Raw genomic sequence first — 18,640 nt, 5'->3', positions numbered from 1 at the left:
AACCCCCGTAGTCTGCGCGCGTAGAAGTGAACGCCACAAGACGCGGGCGAAACTCATGGGTTCACCGCCGATTCACGCGATGGTGTGATCATGTCCCCTGCCCGGGATGGCCGTTGAGGGGCGCGGGTAGGGCCCCGGCCATGACCCAGCCGTTCGAACTCCCGCACTTCTACATGCCGTATCCCGCGCGCCTCAACCCGCATCTGGGCGAGGCGCGCGCCCACTCCTCCGCGTGGGCGCGCGAGATGGGCATGCTGGAGGGCTCCGGGATCTGGGAGCAGGCCGACCTCGACGCGCACGACTACGGCCTGCTCTGCGCCTACACCCACCCCGACTGCGACGGGCCCGCCCTGTCGCTGATCACCGACTGGTACGTGTGGGTGTTCTTCTTCGACGACCACTTCCTGGAGATCTTCAAGCGCAGCCAGGACCGCGCCGGTGGCAAGGCCTACCTGGACCGGCTGCCGCTGTTCATGCCGCTGGACCTGTCGACTCCCGTGCCGGAGCCGGAGAATCCGGTCGAGGCGGGGCTCGCCGACCTGTGGGCGCGCACGGTGCCGTCGATGTCCGTCGACTGGCGCCGCCGCTTCGCCGTCGCCACCGAGCACCTCCTCAACGAGTCCCTGTGGGAGCTGTCCAACATCAACGAGGGGCGGATCGCCAACCCCGTCGAGTACATCGAGATGCGCCGCAAGGTGGGCGGCGCCCCCTGGTCGGCGGGGCTGGTGGAGTACGCGACCGCCGAAGTGCCCGCGTCCGTCGCCGGATCGAGGCCGCTGCGGGTGCTGATGGAGACCTTCTCCGACGGCGTCCATCTGCGCAACGACCTCTTCTCCTACCAGCGGGAGGTAGAGGAGGAGGGGGAGAACAGCAACGGCGTGCTCGTCCTGGAGACCTTCTTCGGCTGCACCACCCAGGAGGCCGCCGACACCGTCAACGACGTCCTCACCTCCCGGCTCCACCAGTTCGAGCACACCGCGTTCACCGAAGTGCCCGCCGTGGCCCTGGAGAACGGGCTCACCCCGGACGAGGTCCGCGCGGTCGCCGCCTACACCCGGGGCCTCCAGGACTGGCAGTCCGGCGGTCATGAGTGGCACTTGCGCTCCAGCCGCTACATGAACGAAGGCGCCCTCGACAACTCGCCGCTGAACGGACCGACCGGCCTCGGCACCTCCGCCGCCGACATCGGCGCCCTGCTCGCCTCCGCCGGCGCCGAACGGCTGCGCGCCTACACCCACGTCCCCTTCCAGAAGGTCGGACCTTCCCGACTCCCCGACTTCTACATGCCGTTCCAGGTCGAACTGAGCCCACACCTCGACGGCGCCCGGCACCGCCTCGTCGACTGGATGCACGCCGTCGGCATGCTGGAGGAGGGCGTCTGGGACGAGGAGAAACTCGCCGCCGCCGACCTCCCGCTCTGCGCGGCCGGCATCGACCCGGACGCCACCGAGGAGGCCCTCGACCTCAGCTCGCGCTGGCTCGCCTGGGGCACCTACGGCGACGACTACTACCCCCTCGTCTACGGCGTCCGCGGTGACCTCGCCGCCGCCCGCGTCACCACCGCCCGGCTCTCCGACTGCATGCCCGTCGAGGGACCGGCGGTCGTCGTGCCCGTCAACGCCATGGAACGCGGGCTCATCGACCTGTGGGCCCTCACCACCGCCGAGATGCCCGTCGACGACCGGCACACCCTGAAGGACTCGATCAACAAGATGACCGAGAGCTGGGTCTGGGAGCTGTCCAACCAGATCCAGCACCGCATTCCCGACCCGGTCGACTACCTGGAGATGCGCCGCGCCACCTTCGGCTCCGACCTCACCCTCAGCATGTGCCGCATGGGCCACGGCCCGAAGGTCCCGCCCGAGGTCTACCGCACCGGCCCGGTCCGCGCCCTGGAGAACGCGGCCATCGACTACGGCTGCCTCATCAACGACGTCTTCTCCTACCAGAAGGAGATCGAGTACGAGGGTGAGGTCCACAACGCCATCCTTGTCGTCCAGAACTTCTTCGGCATCGACTACCCGACCGCGCTGGGCGTCGTCCATGACCTGATGACCCAGCGCATGCGCCAGTTCGAACACGTCGCCGCGAACGAACTGCCCGTCGTCTACGACGACTTCGACCTCTCGGACGAGGCCCGCGAGATCATGCGGGGCTATGTGACGGACCTCCAGCACTGGATGGCGGGCATCCTGAACTGGCACCGCGAGGTCGACCGGTACAAGTCCGCCTACCTGGCCCGCCGTTCGCACGGCTTCGTCCCGGACCGGGTACCGGCGATGCCCTTCGCCTGACGACCCGTCAACCGAGATCCCTGAGGTCCCGGACCCGCTCCGCCACCTCCTCGGCGAGCTCCCGAACTGCCGTCGCGCCGGCGCCCGAGAGCTCGCCGAGTATCGACTCGGCGGCGGCCAGGGTCACTTGGGCCTCCTCGGGGAGGTTCGCGTCGGCCAGCGCGCGGGTCAGGGCGTAGTGCTCCTCGGCGATGAAACAGCCGAGGTTCACACCCTGCCAGTGCCTCAGCGACTCGTCCCCGGGGTCGGCCAGTGTGCCCCGGAGGGTCGCCAACGTCCCTCCGGCCTCGGCGAGTTGACCCGTCTCCCGCTCCAGGCGGGCCTGCCGCAGCCGGGCCGAGACGCGGTCCCACGCCGTCTGCTGGAGGGCTGCGTAGAGGCGCTGGGCGCGCAGTGCCTGGACACGGTCGCCCAACTGCTCGAACTCGTAGGCCAGTCCGTGCAGGGGAGACGGGTCCAGTGCCTTCGGGGTGCCCGGTCGCCGCAGCAGGCTCTGGTCCATCTCGATCTCGTCCAGCCTGCGGATCAGGGCCGTCCGGGCCAACTCGGTGAGTCCCTGGTCGGCCGCCAACTCGGTCCAGGTGGACGGGGGTTCGTCCGCGGGGTCCGTACCGAAGAGTGACTCGTCGAGCTCCCGGGCCCACTCCTGGAGGGCTGATCCGTCCGCGTCCGGCCTCGGCATCTCGCTGAGCCCGCACGCGGTGTCGAAGTCCGTCTCCCGCACCTCGCTCAGCAACGGCAGATCCTCGATGTGCCCGTGCAGTCCCACCAGCATGGCGGCGAGCCGCAGTTCGTCCGTCATCGACGACTCCGTCTCGCGCCGCAGCAGATGCCGCAGCAGTTCCAGATCGCCGTCCGCGCGGTCGAACTGCGCGGCCCGCAGGGCGAGTCGACGCCGTACGGGGTCTCCGGCCACCGTGTCCCACGCCGTACGGTCGCCCGCGCGCAGCGCCGCCAGATCCGCCCGCCCCTGGGCCAGCACCGGTTCCCACAGCGGGGGACGGGGGTGCCGGTCGAGGAGGGCGTAGGCGCCGCCCTCCTCCGCGTTCAGGAGCAGGAAGTCGGGCTCCGTGCGCAGCAGGGCCGCGTGCAGCATGCCGATCAGCTCGACCGGAGAACGCTCGGACAGGCCCAGGGCGGCGCGGAGTCGAGGCCGCGCCTCGTCGAGGCCGTAGTCCTCGCGGAACTCGTCCTCCGTCTCCGTGACCGCTGCCAGGATCTTCTCCGGGCCGTCGGACGGGGACAGGTCCAGATGGTCCCGCCAGCCCGGCAGACCGATCAGGAGCTCCAGCGTCTCGTCGACGCTGGAGCCGATGATCCCGGCCGAGCCCTCGGAGTCGGCGTACAGCACGGAACCGTCCGCGCACACGAAGTACGTACCGCCCGCGCCGTCTCCCGCGACCGGCCGCAGCGGGGCGCCCGAGGCCAGCCGGACCTCCTCGACGTGGTCCGTCCGGGCCAGGTCGAAGTCGAAGGGGAACGCGGCCAGTTCGGCCAGGTGGGCGTGCTGCTGGAGCAGCCGCAGGGCGTGATCGGTCATGTCACAGAACGTAACAGGCGGCACTGACAGCGGGCCGGGCCACTGCGGAAACGCCTGGTCGGACGGGCTGACGGACTGCGGAAACCCTTGGTCGGACCGACTGACGGTCAGGCGGTCAGCGTCTCGGTCCGGGCGGCGTGCTCGACCGCCGCCCGGGCCAGGGCGCGGACCACCGGGTGCGGGCGGGTGCCGTCGCCGGACAGTTCGGGCTGGAAGAGGGTGGCCAGGAAGAAGGGGTGGCCGGGGAGTTCGGCGATGCGGACATGGCCGTCCTCGTCGTGACCGGAGAAGCGCAGCCCGTGGGCGCGCAGGGTGTCGAGGTGGCGGGTGGGGCCGTAGGCGCAGAAGTAGCGTTCGACCGTGCGCTCGGAGCCGATCACCGACTCGGCGAGCGAGCCCGGGTCGATGGTGACCACCGCTTCGTGGCCGACCAGCGAACAGGCCAGCGGTTCGATGAGGAGGTCCTCGGCGTCGGGGTCGTTCTCGGCGTGCGCGACCCGGGTCAGCCCGCACACGTCACGGGCGTACTCCAGGAGCGCGTGCTGGAAGCCGCCGCAGGTGCCGAGGAAGGGAATGCCCTCCACGCGCGCGGTGCGGATCGCCGACAGGACGCCGGCCTCGCTGCGGTACGGGCTGCCCGGCACCACCCACACGGCGTCGAACCCGCGTACCGCGTCCTCGGCCCCGGCGTCCTCGGAAGGGATCCAGTAGGCGTCGAGGACGAGCCGGTCGCGTTCGGCGAGGGCGTCCAGGATCAGGGGGAGACGGGTGTGCGAGACGACGTTGGGGGACCGGTCGCCGACCAGAGCGATACGGGCGGTCCGGTCCGTCTGAGCTGCGGTGTTCGTCATGTCCCTCATCGTGGGGGCGGGGCGAGGTTCACGTCCAACGATGATGTGTGCACCCTCGATAAGCAGAGCTGATGCAGCCCGGGCATCCTGTCGGGCATGGATCCGCATCTCCTGCGCACCTACGTCACCGTGGCCCGGCTCGCCTCCTTCTCGGAGGCGGCGCGCGAGCTGGGCTACACCCAGTCCGCGGTGTCCCAGCACATCGCCGCCCTGGAACAGGACCTCGGCGCTCCGCTCCTCACCCGCCGCCCGGTCACGCCCACGGCCGCCGGTGAACGGCTCCTCGAACACGCCGCCCCCTTGCTGCTGCGCCTGGACGCGGCCCGCGCGGACGTCGTACGGATGGCCGCCGCACCCGAGCGCGGACTGACCCTCGCCACCGCGCCGACCGCACTCGGACCACGCGTCCTGGCCGCCCTCCCGCGCGCGGGAGTCACTCTCCGGGTGCTCGCCCGCGACGAGATCCCGGCCGCCGTGGCCACCGGCACCGCCGACCTGGGCCTGGTCGACGGGATCGCGGCCCCCAACGACCCGCTGCGGCTGCCCGACGTGGCCCCGCTGACCACCCACGGCGTCGCCGAGGAACCCGTGTGCGTCCTCCTCCCCGACACACATCCCCTGGCCGGCCGCTCCGCCCTGCGCCTCGGTGACCTGGCCGCCGCCCGCTGGCTCGACGCCCCCGACGCGGGCGTGCCCCTCGCACGGCTCCGCGCGGCGAACGGCGGCGGCGCCTTCCGCCCTGCTCTCCGCTACGACGGCACCGACGTCCGCGTCCTCACGGCCCTGGCAGCCGCGGGCCACGGCCTGACCCTGCTGCCCCGCTCGGCGGCCTCCGGGGTACCGGGCGCGGTCGCCGTCCCCCTCACCGAACCACGGGTCGTGCACCGCACGGAACTCGTCTACAGAGGTGCGCCGCGCGGGGCGGCGGCGCGGTTGGCGGGACGGCTGGTGGAACGGGAACGGGAACGGGAACGGCTACGCGAGTGAGGCACCACGCGCGCGTGCTGCACGCGTTGCCGGCTTCCCTCTCCTGACCGTCGGTCAGTCTCACTCGTTCGTGGCACGTCGGGCGCCGGTGCGCCGGGTAGAGCATCTGCCGGAGGCGATCCATGGAACAGACTGCGTTGCGTCCCAAGCCGATGCCCGGCCAGGAGCCCGGCGACGGCACCAAGCCCGGCACCACCCGGCGCCCGCACGCCGCGCGCCGCCGCGGCCGACGGCTCATCACCCTGCTGTTCAGCGTGTTCGTCGGGACCGTCCTGGTGCTCTCGGGAGTCGGACTCGGCACCGTCGGCGCCACCGTGATCGGCATGAGCAAACTCGCCGACATGCAGCGCCAGGCGGCAGCCCGGCAGCCCGCGCGGACGGCCACCCCGGGCACCCCGGCCGACCGGTCCGCGTCCGCCGCGGGCCCGATGTCGTCGCCCACGTCGCCCCGGTCCCCCACGTCCGCCCCGCCGGCCACCGCGACGCTCGGCGTGGAGGCCGTGGACGCCGAGCAGGCCGGCGCCCTGATCGTCGGCGTCCATCTGCCCGGGCCCGGGTACACGGCGGGCCTGGTCCGCGGCGACGTCCTGCTCACGTTCGGCGGTGCCCGCATCGACTCGGCGGCCGACCTCGCCCGTGCCGTCGCCCGCGCCCACCCGGGGAAGGAGGTCACCGTCACGGTGCGCCACCGCAGCGGCGGCTTCCAGCAGTTCACCGTGGTCCCCGGCTTCGTCGTCTGACGCGCGCGTGGACCGGGGAGCGCACGGGCCGCAGGCGCACCGTTCCCGTCGATCGGCTCGCGTGGGCCTCCGGGTGCGGGCAGGATGCTGCCCGTAGCCACCTTTCGCCCGTTCTCGGAGGCCTGAATGACCGGTAGCACGCCCGCGCCCTTCACCGCCGCCGACTACCGGGCCCGCATGGACCGCGCCGCGCGGGCCGCCGCCGACGCCGGTCTCGCCGGGCTGCTGGTCGCTCCGGGACCGGACCTGGTGTGGCTCACCGGCTACGCGCCCACCGCGATCACCGAACGGCTCACCGTCCTCGTCCTGGCCCCCGGACGCTCCCCGGTCCTCGTCGTCCCCACCCTGGAGGCCCCCGACGCCGCCAAGGCCCCCGGAGCCGACGCCCTCACCCTGCGCGACTGGACCGACGGCAAGGACCCCTACGCGGCCACCGCGGCCCTGCTCGACGCGACGGGCCGCTTCGGCGTCAGCGACAACGCCTGGGCGATGCATCTGCTGGCACTCCAGAGGACGCTGCCCGACACGACCTACGCCTCCCTCACCGACGCGCTGCCGATGCTGCGGGCCGTGAAGGACGCGGCCGAACTGCGGCTCATGGCAGCCGCCGGAGCCGCTGCCGACGCAGCGTACGAGGAGATCCGGAAGGTTCCCTTCGCCGGCCGCCGCGAGTCCGACGTCGGCGCCGATCTGGCCGATCTGCTACGGCAGTTCGGGCACTCCCAGGTCGACTTCACCATCGTCGCCTCGGGCCCCAACGGCGCCAACCCGCACCACGAGGTCGGCGACCGCGTCATCCAGCGGGGCGACATGGTCGTCCTCGACTTCGGCGGCCTCAAGGACGGCTACGGCTCCGACACCTCGCGCACGGTCCACGTCGGCGAACCCGACGACGAGGAACAGCGCGTCCACGACCTCGTCCGCGAGGCCCAGGAGGCCGGGTTCCGCGCGGTGCGCCCCGGAGTCGCCTGCCAGGAGGTCGACCGGGCCGCCCGCGCGGTCATCGACGACGCCGGGTACGGCCCCTGCTTCATCCACCGCACCGGCCACGGCATCGGCGTCACCACGCACGAGCCGCCGTACATGATCGAGGGCGAGGAACAGCCCCTCGTGCCCGGGATGTGCTTCTCCGTGGAGCCCGGCATCTATCTGCCCGGCCGCTTCGGGGTGCGCATCGAGGACATCGTCACGGTGACCGAGGACGGCGGTCGACGACTCAACAACACGGCCCGCGAGATGGCCCTGGTGGACTGACGACGACCAGGAGCCCCGACACCCCGAACGGCGACGGCGCGACCATGACCCAGGCACCGACACCCACCGCGGACACCGTCCGACAACTGGTCCGTTCCCTGCTCAAGGACAGTGCGGCCGACAGCACCGGACCCGAGGTCCTACCCGTCGCCGAGGGCGGCGGGCACTCCACCTGGTGGGTCGGCACCCGCCACGTCCTGCGCCTCGCCCCCGACCGCGAGGCCACCCTGCGGCAGCGCCGCGAACTGCGCCTGCGCGACCTCGTACGGCCGTACCTCCCCGTCGCCGTGCCGACGAGCGTGGCGCACGGCGAGTGGGCGCCCGGGCTCACCTACACACTGGACACCAAGGTGCCGGGCCGGTCCGGCGAGGACCAGGACGTCTCCGCGGTCGGTGAGGCCGACCTCGCCGGGCTGCTCACCGGGCTGCGCGAGGTGCCCGTCCGGCAGGCCGAGGCGCTCGGTGTCCCGCGCACCGCCCCACGCTCCCTGGAGGCCCTGCGCCGCGCCGCCGAGCGGGCGGCCGAACGGCTGGCCGCCGCCGACGAGTTCGACGCCGCCCGCCTCCACCAGCTCACCCAGCCCGGCGCGGTCCAGCTCGCCGCGCAGTCCGCCACCGCGGTCCTCGTCCACCACGACCTCAGGGGCGAGCACCTCGTGGTGAGCGCCGACGGCCGGGTGCGCGGCGTCCTGGACTGGACCGACGCGGTCCTCGGCGACCCCGCCGAGGACATCGCCGGGCTTGCGCTGGCGGTCGGCGCCCCCGCCGCGGTACGCGCCGCCACCCTCGCCGGCTACGGCGCCCGCCCCTGCCTGCGCGGCCTCTGGCTCGCCCGCTGCGACACGGTCGTCCGCCTCGCGGCGCAGCTCGACAGCCGCGACAGCGGCCCTCTCCCACTCCTGAGAGCCCGACTGCGCCACACCTGGGAGGCGATCCTGCTGGAACGGGTGACGGAACTGCGCGACGGGGACGGGGAGTTGTAGCGCGCAAACGTATGCGTATACGCTTACGCGAACGTTTACGCGGAGGCGCCTCTGCCTACCCCTGCGCCAGCACCACGCACGACTCCCCGGGCAGCCGCAGCAACCCGTCCGCCCCCGGTACCTCCACGGAGTCCCACGCGGCGAGGACCTCCGCCGGGCGGGTGCCCAGGGGGATCGCGGCCGGTTCCTTGCCGAGGTTCACGGCGACGCGTACGTCCCCGCGCCGGAGGGCGAGCCAGCCCGCGTCCTCGTCGTAGGCCACCTTGGTGTCGGTGAGGTCGGGATCGGTGAGGTCGGGCTGCTCGTGCCGGAGGGCGATGAGTTGCCGGTACCAGGCCAGCACGCGCGCGTGGGGCTCGCGCTCCGGCTCCGACCAGTCCAGGCAGGAGCGGTCGCGGGTCGCCGGGTCCTGCGGGTCGGGCACGTCCTCCTCGGCCCAGCCGTGTGCCGCGAACTCCCGCCGCCTGCCCCGCCGTACGGCCTCCGCGAGGTCCGGGTCGGTGTGGTCGGTGAAGAACTGCCAGGGCGTGCCCGCCGCCCATTCCTCGCCCATGAAGAGCATCGGCGTGAAGGGGCCGGTGAGTGTCAGTGCCGCCGCGCAGGCCAGCAGGCCGGGGGAGAGGGACGCCGAAAGGCGGTCCCCCTGGGCGCGGTTGCCGATCTGGTCGTGGGTCTGGCTGTAGCCGAGCAGCCGGTGCGCGGCCACGCGCGTCCGGTCCAGGGGGCGGCCGTGGTGCCGGTTCCGGAAGCTCGAATAGGTGCCGTCGTGGAAGAAGCCACCGGTCAGTGTCTTGGCGATCGCCGCGAGCGGGGCCCGCGCGAAGTCCGCGTAGTAGCCCTGCGATTCACCCGTCAGCGCGGTGTGCAGGGAGTGGTGGAAGTCGTCGTTCCACTGAGCGTGCAGCCCGAGACCGCCCTCCGCGCGGGGCGTGACCACTCGCGGGTCGTTCAGGTCGGACTCGGCGACCAGGAAGAGCGGCCGGCCCGTCTCGGCGGCCAACGCGTCGACGGCGGCGGACAGTTCCTCCAGGAAGTGGCACGCGCGCGTGTCCTGCAGCGCGTGCACCGCGTCCAGCCGAAGCCCGTCGATCCGGTAGTCCCGCAGCCACGCCAGCGCGCTCCCCAGGAGGAAGGCACGCACCTCGTCGGAGCCGGGCGCGTCCAGGTTCACGGCGCTGCCCCACGGGGTCTGGTGCGTGTCCGTGAAGTACGGGCCGAACGCGGGCAGGTAATTCCCGGACGGGCCGAGGTGGTTGTGCACCACGTCGAGCACGACGCCCAGACCGAGCTCGTGGGCCCGGTCGACGAAGCGCTTCAGCCCCTCGGGGCCGCCGTAGGGCTCGTGCACGGCCCACAGGGAGACACCCTCGTAACCCCAGCCGTGCCGGCCGGGGAACGGGCACAGGGGCATCAACTCGACGTGGGTGACGCCCAGTTCGGCGAGATGACCGAGCCGGTCGGCCGCCGCGTCCAGGGTGCCCTCGGGCGTGTACGTGCCGACGTGCAGCTCGTAGAGCACAGCGCCCGGCAGCGGGCGCCCCGGCCACGCGGCGGTGCGCCACGCGTACCGCTCGTGCTCGACGACGGCGCTCAGGCCGTCCGGGCCGTCCGGCTGGCGGCGCGAGCGCGGGTCGGGCAGCGGCGGGCCGTCGTCGACCGCGAACCCGTACCGCGTGCCGTCGCCCGCCTCCGCCTCGCCGCTCCACCACCCCACGCGCTCGGGATCGCGTTCCAACGCGCGCGTGGCGCCCTCGTAATGGAGCGTCACACGGTCTGCCTCTGGTGCCCACACCTCGAACTGCACGGACGGTTCCCCTTCGTCTGCTCACCGGGATGTAGCCCGTCCATCGTGCTTCAAACGAGATCAATCCGCTTTTGAATCCATCCCTTTGGCGCAGGTGTCGTCATCTTCGCGCGCGTGCGGGCCGTTTCCGCGTCTTCTGGACACCCGGGGTTCACTGCCCGACAATCACGAGCGTGACGTCGTCCTTCGAGTTCCACACGTACCCCGCGCGGCTGTCCGACGCGGAGCGCGACAAGGCGCTCAAGGTTCTCCATGACGGCGTCGCCATGGGACGGCTCTCGCACGACACGTTCATCCGGCGCATGGAGCTGGCGCTCGCCGCCCGCCGGTCCGAGGAACTCGTGGCGCTCACCGCCGACCTGCCCACCGAAAGCCGCCTCTCGCGCGCCCTGTTCGGCACCGTGGAGGCCGTCTCCGGGTTCACGGTACGGCTGCGCAGGGCCTGGCAGGCCGAGCGGCTCCCCAAGCTGCTGCTGCCCCACCCGGGCAACGGACACCCGCTGCGCATCGGCCGCGACCCCGCCAACGGGCTGCGGCTGACCCACGAGACGGTGTCCCGGGTGCACGCCGAACTCAGCCGCCAGGGCGGCATGTGGGTGCTGCGCGACCTCGGTTCGACCAACGGCACCACGGTCAACGGCCGTCGGGTGATCGGCGCGGCCGTCGTCCGCGAGGGCGATCAGATCGGCTTCGGACGGATGGCGTTCCGGCTCGCCGTGAACTGAGCCGGACCGACTTCGGACCCGGCCCGAACTCAGCCCCACCTCACCTCTGGCCTGGGCTTTACCCGATGTGGCGATCTTGGGTGTGCGTGAAATCCCTTTGCGTACGGCGGTGTTGACGTACCCCCCGGGTCGTGACTGACTGTGCGTACACCATGCACATCAGGTGAACCGACGGCACCACTTTCGTGGAGGTGTGCCCTGCCACCACTCCTCCGCTACCCGTCCGTCGACGAGCTGGGGGCCCAGGCCGCCGCGCTCGTCGCCCGCCGCCCCCGGGACGCCCGGCTGCGCCGTGTCGGGACCTCCCGCGCCGGTACGCCCCTGTGGCTGCTCTCCGTGGGCCACGGCAGCCGCCACGCCCTCGTGGTCGCCGGACCGCACGCCAACGAGCCCGTGGGCGGCGCGACGGTGCTGCGCCTGGCCGAACGGGTCCTCGCCGACCCCCGGTTGAGCGAGGGCGCCGACGCCACCTGGAACCTGCTGCTGTCCCTCGACCCCGACGGCTCGCGCCGCAACGAGGGCTGGCTGCCCGGCCCCTACAGCCTCGGCCGGTACTTCCGGAACTTCTTCCGGCCCGGCTTCCTGGAACAGCCCGAGTGGCTGCCGGACGGCGCGGCCGGGGCCCGACTCCCGGAAACCCGCGCCCTGTTGGAGGTCCAGGACGAACTGCGGCCCTTCCTCCAGTGCTCCCTGCACGGCGTCGACGTGGGCGGCGGCTTCGTCGAGCTGACCCGCGACCTCCCCGGCCTCGCCCAGCGCGTCGCGCACACCGCGGCCCGCCTCGGCATCCCGCGCGAACTCGGGCCGTACGACACCCTGTACTGGCCCAGCATCGGTCCCGCCGTCTACCGCATCCCGCCCCCGCGCCGGGGTGATCTGGCCGCCGCCATCACCGAGGCCGCCGTCGAGTCGACCTGGTTCCACCCGCACCGGCACGGCACCGTCACCGCGGTCGTCGAGGCGCCGATGTGGGGCGTGGCCGGCGTCGAGGACGGCAGCCCGCCCGCCGACGCGGACGCGGTCCTGCGCACCGTGAGTCACACCCTGCGCCACGACACCCGCATCCTGGAGCAATTCCTCGCGCGGATACGGCCGTTCGTGCAGGGCGCGGCGGGCGCCACGGAGCCGGGGACGCTCTCCCGCAACGGCGGGCCGCTGTCGGCCGCCCGGCCGGGAGCCGGCGCGGTGGGACCGTCGGCCGGGAACACGGCCGACAGCCGTCCCCGGCACGACGTCGGCCGACCCGCTCCCGTGCCGGCGGCCACCCCCGGAGTGCTGCCCCGAACCCTTCTCGTGCCCGACGCCGCGCGGCTGCTCGCGCCGGTCGACGACTACTTACTGGTGTGCCCGGGGCTCGCCGACGCGTGGGACCCCGATGTCGACACCAGCGCCGCGCGCCCGCTGCCGCCGCTCAACACCGCGCATCTCGCGGCTCTGCGCATCGCGGGCCGGCGTCTCGCGCTGCGTACGGCCGGGCTGCTGTACCAGCTCGTCGTCGCCTCCGGGAGCGATCCGGCCGGTGTGCTGCCGGAGCTGGACCGGCTGATCGACGAGTGGTGCGCCGACTACCGGGACGGCTTCGGGGCGCGCTGGATCTCCGTCGCACGCCAGGTCGAGTACCAGTCGCGCGTGGTGCTCAGCGCGTTCGAACTGGCCAGGCGGCACACGCCCGTACGCTCCCGTACGGGTGAGCCGGGCTGGGGTACCGAGGCGACGGTGCCGATGCATCTGGAATGACGTACACCTCCCGAACGACCACCCTCCGGGGTGCCCTCCTGGCAGTGGCCCTGCTCCTCGCCGCCGGCCAGGCACCCGCCCAGGCGGCGCCCCGGCACGGCCTCCAGGGCGACTGGCTCTACCTCACCGTCACCCGCGGCGACAGCCGGTCCAGTGACACACGCGGAACCCTGCTCCTGTGCGACCCGCCCCAGGGCCACGCCCGCGCGGCCGAGGCCTGCGCCGAACTGGCCGCGGCGGGCGGGGACATCGACGCCATCCCGGCCGCCGGCGTGTTCTGTCCGATGGTCTACGCCCCGGTGACCGCCCACGCGCGCGGGGAGTGGAAGGGCCGTCAGGTCGACTACACGAGGACCTTCTCGAACCGGTGCGTCCTGGCGGCGCGGACGGGAGACGTCTTCGCGCTGGACGGCTGAGCGGCGCGGGCGGGGTCAGGCCGAACGTCGGGCACGCGCGTGTGGGGCCTCGCCGATCTCCCCCGCCTGCTCGCGCGCGTACAGCGCCGCCGCCACGACTGTGCGGGACTGGTGCTCCACCTGGTGCTCCAACGGCACCCAGCGGGCACGGAAGCGCTCCGCGAAGGCGTCGCTCCAGGACGCGACGAGATGCTCCAGTAAGGGCGCCGCGCGGTCGTCGGTCTCCCGCAGCACCCGCAGCAGCATCGCCGCCGCCCGTAACGGCAGCCGCCGTCCGAACGCGTCCACACTGCCGACGTACGCCATCGTGGTGTCGGCCGGCGAGGTGTGCGTCCAGTCCGCGGCCAGGCCGGGCACCAGCTCCAGTGCCCACTTGGCGGCCCGCAGCAGCGGCCCGTCGACGCCCTGGAGTCGCGGCAGCGCCTCGGCGAGCACCCGCTCCACCTCCCGCCCGTCCCGGACCAGCCGGCGCGCCAGGCGCCGTAACGCCGCCGCCGGGGCGGGATGCGGTGCCGGGTCGTCCACCAGGTCGCTGGCCCACATCGGGACCTCCACGACCGCGGTCAGGCCGCCGTAGCGGTGCGCGTGGTACCAGGTGCTGTGCCGGGCGTCGTCCGGCATGCTCGGGTAGGCCGCGTCCGAACCGGGCGCCGGCATCACATGCACCCCGGGCCCCGAGGCGGGCCATCCGGCCGCGTCCGAGGCGCCCGTCTCCACCGGGATGTGCAGCTCCGCCGCCGACTTGGCGAACGGTTCGGCGAGCCCCGGGATGTCCTTCGTCAGCTGCACCCAGCTGCCGCCCAGATCGGTGCCGTGCAGGGTCACCTGGAGATAGGGCCGCAGTTCGTCGATCACCCGGGTCAAGGCCCGCGTCTCCGGGGGCAGTCGATCGGGCGGCAGTACGGAGGGCGACCACTCGGGCTGCTCCGGGCCCGCCGGGCGGAAGAAGCCGAGGTGGTAGTCGAACAGGCTGCGCGGCGCCGGGGTGACGTGCAGGCTCGCCCCGTCCGGGTCCGCGCAGAGCAGGAAGTGCCAGGAGGTGTCCGACCTCAACTCCCTTTCGCGGACCACCCGTTCGGCGAGCGCGAGGAGTGTGGAGCCGCCGGTCGGCTCGTTGGCGTGGGCGCCGGCGACCACCAGGACGGCGCGCCGGGCGTGCCCCACGGACAGCAGATGAAGTGGTCTGCCCGCGCGGGAGACACCTACTTGGCGCAGGTTGCAGAGGGCCGGCCGGTGAGCGGCCAACGCCCTGGCCGCCGAGACCAGTTCGGCCACACTGGGGTATCGCAACTCCGGCAGGAGACTCACCCCCGACTACTCCGCCCCGGCTTCGCAACCGCAGTACTTCATGGCCTCTGTGAACTGTCAAGAAGACCGCGGGGGAGGCTCCAGGGGGCGCCCAGGGGCATTTACCGGCAGCCGGTAGGCGCGTTGGTGCCAGCAGGGGGCCGGGGATTTCCAGGGGGCTTCCCGGGCGCCCGCGCTCACCCCCGGTGACGTCGTCGTCCTGCACACGCGCGTGCCCCCGCACCACGGACACCGCCCTCCCGGCCCGCCACCGCACGCCCGCCGCCCGACCCGCGCCCCGGGTCCGTACGCGGGTGCGAGCCGGTGGCCGGGGACCTGCCGCACGCCGTACGGCACGAGCGCGGCCGCCTCACTCGAACGGCCGTACGGGAGCTGCGGTCCGCGCGGTGCGGTGGTCGGCTGGGGGCAGCCGCGTGCGCGCAGGACGCGGACGACCGGCCGCGCGCCTCCTGGACGCGTGCGGCGCAGCTGCGACCACGGGAGCGGACGGCGGTGCTGTGTCTCACGGACGTGACCGTCCCCCGGACCGCGGGCGCCCCCACCCGTCCCTCGGGACCGCCGAGCCTGCGGACCGCCGTACGGGACCCGTATCCGCTCTACCGCACCCTCCGTACGCACCATCCGCTCGTGTACGACGAGCCGTTCGGAGCCTGGCTCCTCAGCCGCTACGACGACGTCCGCGCGGCTCTCGCCGACTCCAGGCTCGTCGCCGTACCCGAGCACCCGGCCGCACTCGAAGAGGGACGGCTCCTGGAGCGGGCCCTGCGCGGGCCCGCGCTGGCCGCCCTGACCGCCGCCGTCGAACGCAGTGCCCATGTCCTCGCCCGCCGGCTCGCCGCGCGCCAGGACGCCGACCTGGTGGCCGAGTTCTGCGACTGGCTGCCCACCGCCACGGCCGTGGCCGCGCTCGGGCTGCCGTACGAGGAGACCGCGCGGGTGCACCGCTGGTGCCGGACGGGTCTCGGCCGCTCCGGGGGCGGCCGTCCCGAACTGGGCGCCTTCCTGAGGCCGTTGACGGCCCGGCGGCGCGCCCACCCGGGCGGTGACCTGCTGTCCGTGCTGTGCACCGCGCGGAGCGACGGCGGCCCGCTCCCGGACGACACCGTCACCGGGCTGGTGGGCACGCTGCTCGGCGCGGCCGGTGAGAGCACCGCGCGGGCGCTCGCGTCGTTCCTCGCCAACCTCCTGGACCATCCACGCCAGTTGGACGTGCTCCGCGCCCGCCCCGACCTCGTGCCGGGCGCCTGGGCGGAGTCCCTGCGCCGCGATCCGCCGCTGCACATCGTGCTGCGCCGGGCCGTCGCACCCGTCGGCGCGATACCCGCCGGAGCAACCGTCGCCTGTCTGCTCGGCGCCGCGGGACGCGACCCGGAACGCTTCACCGACCCGGACCGCTACGACGCCTTCCGCACCGACCCCGGACCGCTCGCCCACGGCACCGGCCCCGACGCCCTGCTCGCCCGTCTCACGGCCGAACACGGACTACGGGCCCTCCTGACGGCCCTGCCGGGCCTGCGCCGCGCACCGGGCGCCCCGCACGTGCCCGACGACCTGGTCCGCCGCTCACCCCGGACCCTCCGGGTGCACACCTAGTCCGCGATCTCCAGCAGCACCACCGGCGACAGCTCGAAAAGCTCCGCCACGCGCGCGTGCCCCGTGAACCGCCGCTCCGGAGCGAGCACATCGGCCCACCGGCCCGGCGGCAGCGGAAGCACGGTGTCGCGCCAGCCGCCCGCCTCCGCGAGGCGCGACGACAGCCGCGTCACGGCCGTGACCACGGCCCCCGAGCGGGCGAACGCCACACAGTGCGCCGCCGCCGGGCCCTGAGCCGCCAGCGGGGCGTACGACGCCGCGTCGCCGAAGGCCTCGGGACGACGGGCCCGCAGCCGCAGCGCGGCGGCCGTCACCGCACCCTTGGCGCCCGCCTCCGGGGGCGGGAACGGCACGGGCCGACGGTTGTCCGGGTCGACCACGGCCAGGTACTCGGCCTCGGTGCCCTGGTAGAGGTCCGGCACGCCCGGCATGGTCAGCTGGAGCAGCGCGGCGCCCAGGACGTTCGCCCGGATGTGCGGCTCCAGAGCCTCGCGCAAGGCGGCCACGCGCTCACCGGGCGGCCCGCACGGGCCCGTCGCGACGAACGCCGCCACCGACTCCTCGTACGACGGCTGCTGCTCCGTCCAGCTCGTGTGCAGACCCGCCTCCCGCACATGCTTCAACAGGGCCCCCTGGACCCGCTCCGCGTCCGCCGGGCCGAGACCGAACACCGTCTGCCAGGCCGCCCACGCCAGTTGAGCGTCCGGCACACCCCCACCGGTACGGGTCACCTCGGTCAGCACGTCCGCCCAGCGCTCCGGCACCTCGGTGAGCACGGCCAGCGCGGCCCGTACATCCGCACTGCGCTTGGTGTCGTGGGTCGACAGCACGGTGCCCGCCACCGGCCAGTCGCGCTGCACGCGCGCGCAGTACGCGTGGAAGTCCTCCGGGGACACCGCCGGACTGCCCGGGTCGCCGCCCACCTCGGTCGCCGACAGCAGCGGCACATAGCGGTAGAACGCCGTGTCCTCCACGGACTTGGCCCGCAGCGCGGACGCCGTCTGCGCGAACCGGACCCGGAACTCGACCTCCTCGGGCCCGTCCCCGTACCGCCCCAGCAGCAGATCCCGTACGACGTCGACGGCGCCCGCCTCCTCCGCGACGACGAACGCCTGCCGGGCCTCGGCGGCGGCCTCCTCGGTGACGACGGCCGCGGTGTCGCCCGAGGTGTAGGGCCGGTAGACCTCCATGCGCACCAGGAACTCCACCAGCGCGGTCCGCAGCGCCCAGGGGGCCCGGTCGCGCAGCGCGGGCTCCGGGGACGCGGCGCACAGCCGGCTCGCGACCCGGGTGAGCCGGTCCAGCTCGGTGTCCAGTTCGTGCGTGAGCACCTTGTACGCCGCCCGCCGCACCGTCGCCTCCCAGTGCCCGCCGCGGTCCGGCTGCGGGGCCGCGAACCGCCGGTACTGGCCGAGGAGTTCCCCTGCCCCCGCCGGGTCCGTGAACAGCCCGTCGACGTGCCTGAGGGCGTCGTAGCCGGTGGTGCCCGCGACGGGCCAGGACGCGGGCAGGTGCTCCCCGTCCGCGAGGATCTTCTCCACGACCGTCCAGCGGCCCCCGGTCGCCTCGTGCAGCCGCATGAGGTAGTCGTCCGGGTCGGCGAGGCCGTCGGGGTGGTCGACGCGCAGCCCGTCCACGACGCCCTCGCGCAGCAGCTGAAGGATCTTGCCGTGCGTGGCCTCGAAGACCTCCGGGTCCTCCACGCGCACCCCGATCAGCTCCGAAATGCTGAAGAACCGCCGGTAGTTGAGCTCGGTGCGGGCCAGCCGCCACCACCCGAGGCGGTACCACTGCGCGTCCAGGAGCCGCTCCAACGGCAGCTCCCCGGTGCCCGCACGCAGCGGGAACACGTGGTCGTAGTAGCGCAGCACGTCACCGTCGACCTCCAGGTGCTCGATCTCCGAGCCGACCGGACCGCCCAGCACCGGCAGCAGCAACCGTCCGCCCTGGGCCTCCCAGTCGATGTCGAACCACCGCGCGTACGGCGACTTGGGGCCCTCCCTGAGCACCTCCCACAGGGCGTGGTTGTGGCGCGGGGCCATGGCCATGTGGTTCGGCACGATGTCCATGACCAGACCGAGACCGTGCTCCCGCGCGGTGCGCGCGAGGGCCCGCAGACCGTCCTCGCCGCCGAGTTCGTCCCGCACGCGCGCGTGGTCCACGACGTCGTAGCCGTGCGTCGAACCCGGGACGGACTCCAGGACGGGGGACAGGTGCAGGTGCGAGACGCCGAGCGACGCCAGGTACGGCACCGCCGCCGCGGCCGCCGCGAACGGGAACTCGGGCTGCAGCTGCAGCCGGTAGGTGGCCGTGGGCACTGCCGGGTCGGGTCGTTCAGGTGTCATGCAGACCTGTGTACCCGCCCGGCCGCCCTTCGTGTCATCGACCCCGGCAACCGGTCCACCCAC

The 18,640-nt window shown here is 73.5% G+C and carries 14 protein-coding genes; 9 read left to right on the top strand and 5 right to left on the bottom strand.

The genetic code is table 11. The annotated features are described in order from the left end of the window. Window positions 1-140: 140 nt before the first annotated feature. Window positions 141-2,294, top strand: coding sequence for a germacradienol/geosmin synthase Cyc2 (cyc2, locus tag ACQHII_RS12190; protein ID WP_427919329.1), 2,154 nt, complete (start codon window positions 141-143; stop codon window positions 2,292-2,294). A gap of 7 nt (window positions 2,295-2,301) precedes the next feature. On the opposite strand, the gene ACQHII_RS12185 is transcribed toward cyc2, so the two are convergent. Together ACQHII_RS12185 and ACQHII_RS12180 are read right to left on the bottom strand one after the other, a co-directional pair. Further along, window positions 2,302-3,834 carry a hypothetical protein gene (locus ACQHII_RS12185; RefSeq protein ID WP_427919328.1) on the bottom strand — a complete coding sequence of 511 codons (1,533 nt, stop codon included), beginning with the start codon at window positions 3,832-3,834 and terminating at the stop codon, window positions 2,302-2,304. Between the two features lie 107 nt (window positions 3,835-3,941). Continuing rightward, window positions 3,942-4,685 (bottom strand): CTP synthase C-terminal region-related (seleno)protein, encoded by a 744-nt coding sequence (locus tag ACQHII_RS12180; RefSeq protein ID WP_427919327.1) that lies wholly within the window; start codon window positions 4,683-4,685, stop codon window positions 3,942-3,944. Between the two features lie 96 nt (window positions 4,686-4,781). Here ACQHII_RS12180 and ACQHII_RS12175 point away from each other — a divergent pair, with 96 nt between their 5' ends. The 4 genes from ACQHII_RS12175 to ACQHII_RS12160 all read left to right on the top strand — a co-directional run bounded on the left by ACQHII_RS12175 (window position 4,782) and on the right by ACQHII_RS12160 (window position 8,649). Continuing rightward, the gene (locus ACQHII_RS12175) at window positions 4,782-5,672 is read left to right on the top strand and encodes a LysR family transcriptional regulator (protein WP_427919326.1); all 891 of its coding nucleotides are present in this window, start codon (window positions 4,782-4,784) and stop codon (window positions 5,670-5,672) included. 122 nt (window positions 5,673-5,794) lie between these two features. Further along, window positions 5,795-6,412, top strand: a complete 618-nt coding sequence (locus ACQHII_RS12170; protein ID WP_427919325.1) for a PDZ domain-containing protein — start codon at window positions 5,795-5,797, stop codon at window positions 6,410-6,412. Window positions 6,413-6,538: 126 nt separating this feature from the next. Beyond that, the gene (locus ACQHII_RS12165) at window positions 6,539-7,666 is read left to right on the top strand and encodes a M24 family metallopeptidase (protein WP_427919324.1); all 1,128 of its coding nucleotides are present in this window, start codon (window positions 6,539-6,541) and stop codon (window positions 7,664-7,666) included. A gap of 44 nt (window positions 7,667-7,710) precedes the next feature. Beyond that, entirely contained in the window at window positions 7,711-8,649 is a 939-nt protein-coding gene (locus ACQHII_RS12160) for a phosphotransferase family protein (RefSeq protein WP_427919323.1), read from the top strand. Window positions 8,650-8,704: 55 nt separating this feature from the next. On the opposite strand, the gene treZ is transcribed toward ACQHII_RS12160, so the two are convergent. After that, window positions 8,705-10,453 carry a malto-oligosyltrehalose trehalohydrolase gene (gene treZ / locus ACQHII_RS12155; RefSeq protein ID WP_427919322.1) on the bottom strand — a complete coding sequence of 583 codons (1,749 nt, stop codon included), beginning with the start codon at window positions 10,451-10,453 and terminating at the stop codon, window positions 8,705-8,707. Between the two features lie 173 nt (window positions 10,454-10,626). Between treZ and ACQHII_RS12150 the strand changes: the two genes are divergently transcribed. The 3 genes from ACQHII_RS12150 (at window position 10,627) to ACQHII_RS12140 (ending at window position 13,331) form a co-directional block, all read left to right on the top strand. Beyond that, window positions 10,627-11,178, top strand: a complete 552-nt coding sequence (locus tag ACQHII_RS12150) for a DUF1707 and FHA domain-containing protein (protein WP_019071455.1) — start codon at window positions 10,627-10,629, stop codon at window positions 11,176-11,178. A gap of 141 nt (window positions 11,179-11,319) precedes the next feature. Next, entirely contained in the window at window positions 11,320-12,915 is a 1,596-nt protein-coding gene (locus ACQHII_RS12145; protein WP_427919321.1) for a M14 family zinc carboxypeptidase, read from the top strand. Continuing rightward, window positions 12,912-13,331 carry an SSI family serine proteinase inhibitor gene (locus tag ACQHII_RS12140; RefSeq protein ID WP_019071457.1) on the top strand — a complete coding sequence of 140 codons (420 nt, stop codon included), beginning with the start codon at window positions 12,912-12,914 and terminating at the stop codon, window positions 13,329-13,331. The genes ACQHII_RS12145 and ACQHII_RS12140 overlap by 4 nt, the downstream gene beginning before the upstream one ends. A gap of 15 nt (window positions 13,332-13,346) precedes the next feature. On the opposite strand, the gene ACQHII_RS12135 is transcribed toward ACQHII_RS12140, so the two are convergent. Next, window positions 13,347-14,639, bottom strand: coding sequence for a M14 family zinc carboxypeptidase (locus tag ACQHII_RS12135; RefSeq protein ID WP_051106012.1), 1,293 nt, complete (start codon window positions 14,637-14,639; stop codon window positions 13,347-13,349). A 303-nt stretch (window positions 14,640-14,942) separates the two neighbouring features. Here ACQHII_RS12135 and ACQHII_RS12130 point away from each other — a divergent pair, with 303 nt between their 5' ends. Beyond that, window positions 14,943-16,232, top strand: coding sequence for a cytochrome P450 (locus tag ACQHII_RS12130; RefSeq protein WP_427919320.1), 1,290 nt, complete (start codon window positions 14,943-14,945; stop codon window positions 16,230-16,232). Here ACQHII_RS12130 and treY read toward each other — a convergent pair. After that, window positions 16,229-18,577 carry a malto-oligosyltrehalose synthase gene (gene treY / locus ACQHII_RS12125; RefSeq protein WP_427919319.1) on the bottom strand — a complete coding sequence of 783 codons (2,349 nt, stop codon included), beginning with the start codon at window positions 18,575-18,577 and terminating at the stop codon, window positions 16,229-16,231. The genes ACQHII_RS12130 and treY overlap by 4 nt on opposite strands. Window positions 18,578-18,640: the final 63 nt, after the last annotated feature.

The sequence above is a fragment of the Streptomyces sp. cg40 genome (assembly GCF_050320165.1).
GTDB lineage: Bacteria > Actinomycetota > Actinomycetes > Streptomycetales > Streptomycetaceae > Streptomyces > Streptomyces hokutonensis.
This window is presented reverse-complemented; position numbering and strand designations above follow the sequence as displayed.

What these genes read in the sequence shown, in the direction of transcription:
- cyc2 (WP_427919329.1), top strand. Translation starts at nt 141, where the DNA reads ATGACCCAGCCGTTCGAACTCCCGCACTTCTACATGCCGTATCCCGCG.
- ACQHII_RS12185 (WP_427919328.1), bottom strand. Translation starts at nt 3,834, where the DNA reads ATGACCGATCACGCCCTGCGGCTGCTCCAGCAGCACGCCCACCTGGCC.
- ACQHII_RS12180 (WP_427919327.1), bottom strand. Translation starts at nt 4,685, where the DNA reads ATGACGAACACCGCAGCTCAGACGGACCGGACCGCCCGTATCGCTCTG.
- ACQHII_RS12175 (WP_427919326.1), top strand. Translation starts at nt 4,782, where the DNA reads ATGGATCCGCATCTCCTGCGCACCTACGTCACCGTGGCCCGGCTCGCC.
- ACQHII_RS12170 (WP_427919325.1), top strand. Translation starts at nt 5,795, where the DNA reads ATGGAACAGACTGCGTTGCGTCCCAAGCCGATGCCCGGCCAGGAGCCC.
- ACQHII_RS12165 (WP_427919324.1), top strand. Translation starts at nt 6,539, where the DNA reads ATGACCGGTAGCACGCCCGCGCCCTTCACCGCCGCCGACTACCGGGCC.
- ACQHII_RS12160 (WP_427919323.1), top strand. Translation starts at nt 7,711, where the DNA reads ATGACCCAGGCACCGACACCCACCGCGGACACCGTCCGACAACTGGTC.
- ACQHII_RS12140 (WP_019071457.1), top strand. Translation starts at nt 12,912, where the DNA reads ATGACGTACACCTCCCGAACGACCACCCTCCGGGGTGCCCTCCTGGCA.
- treY (WP_427919319.1), bottom strand. Translation starts at nt 18,577, where the DNA reads ATGACACCTGAACGACCCGACCCGGCAGTGCCCACGGCCACCTACCGG.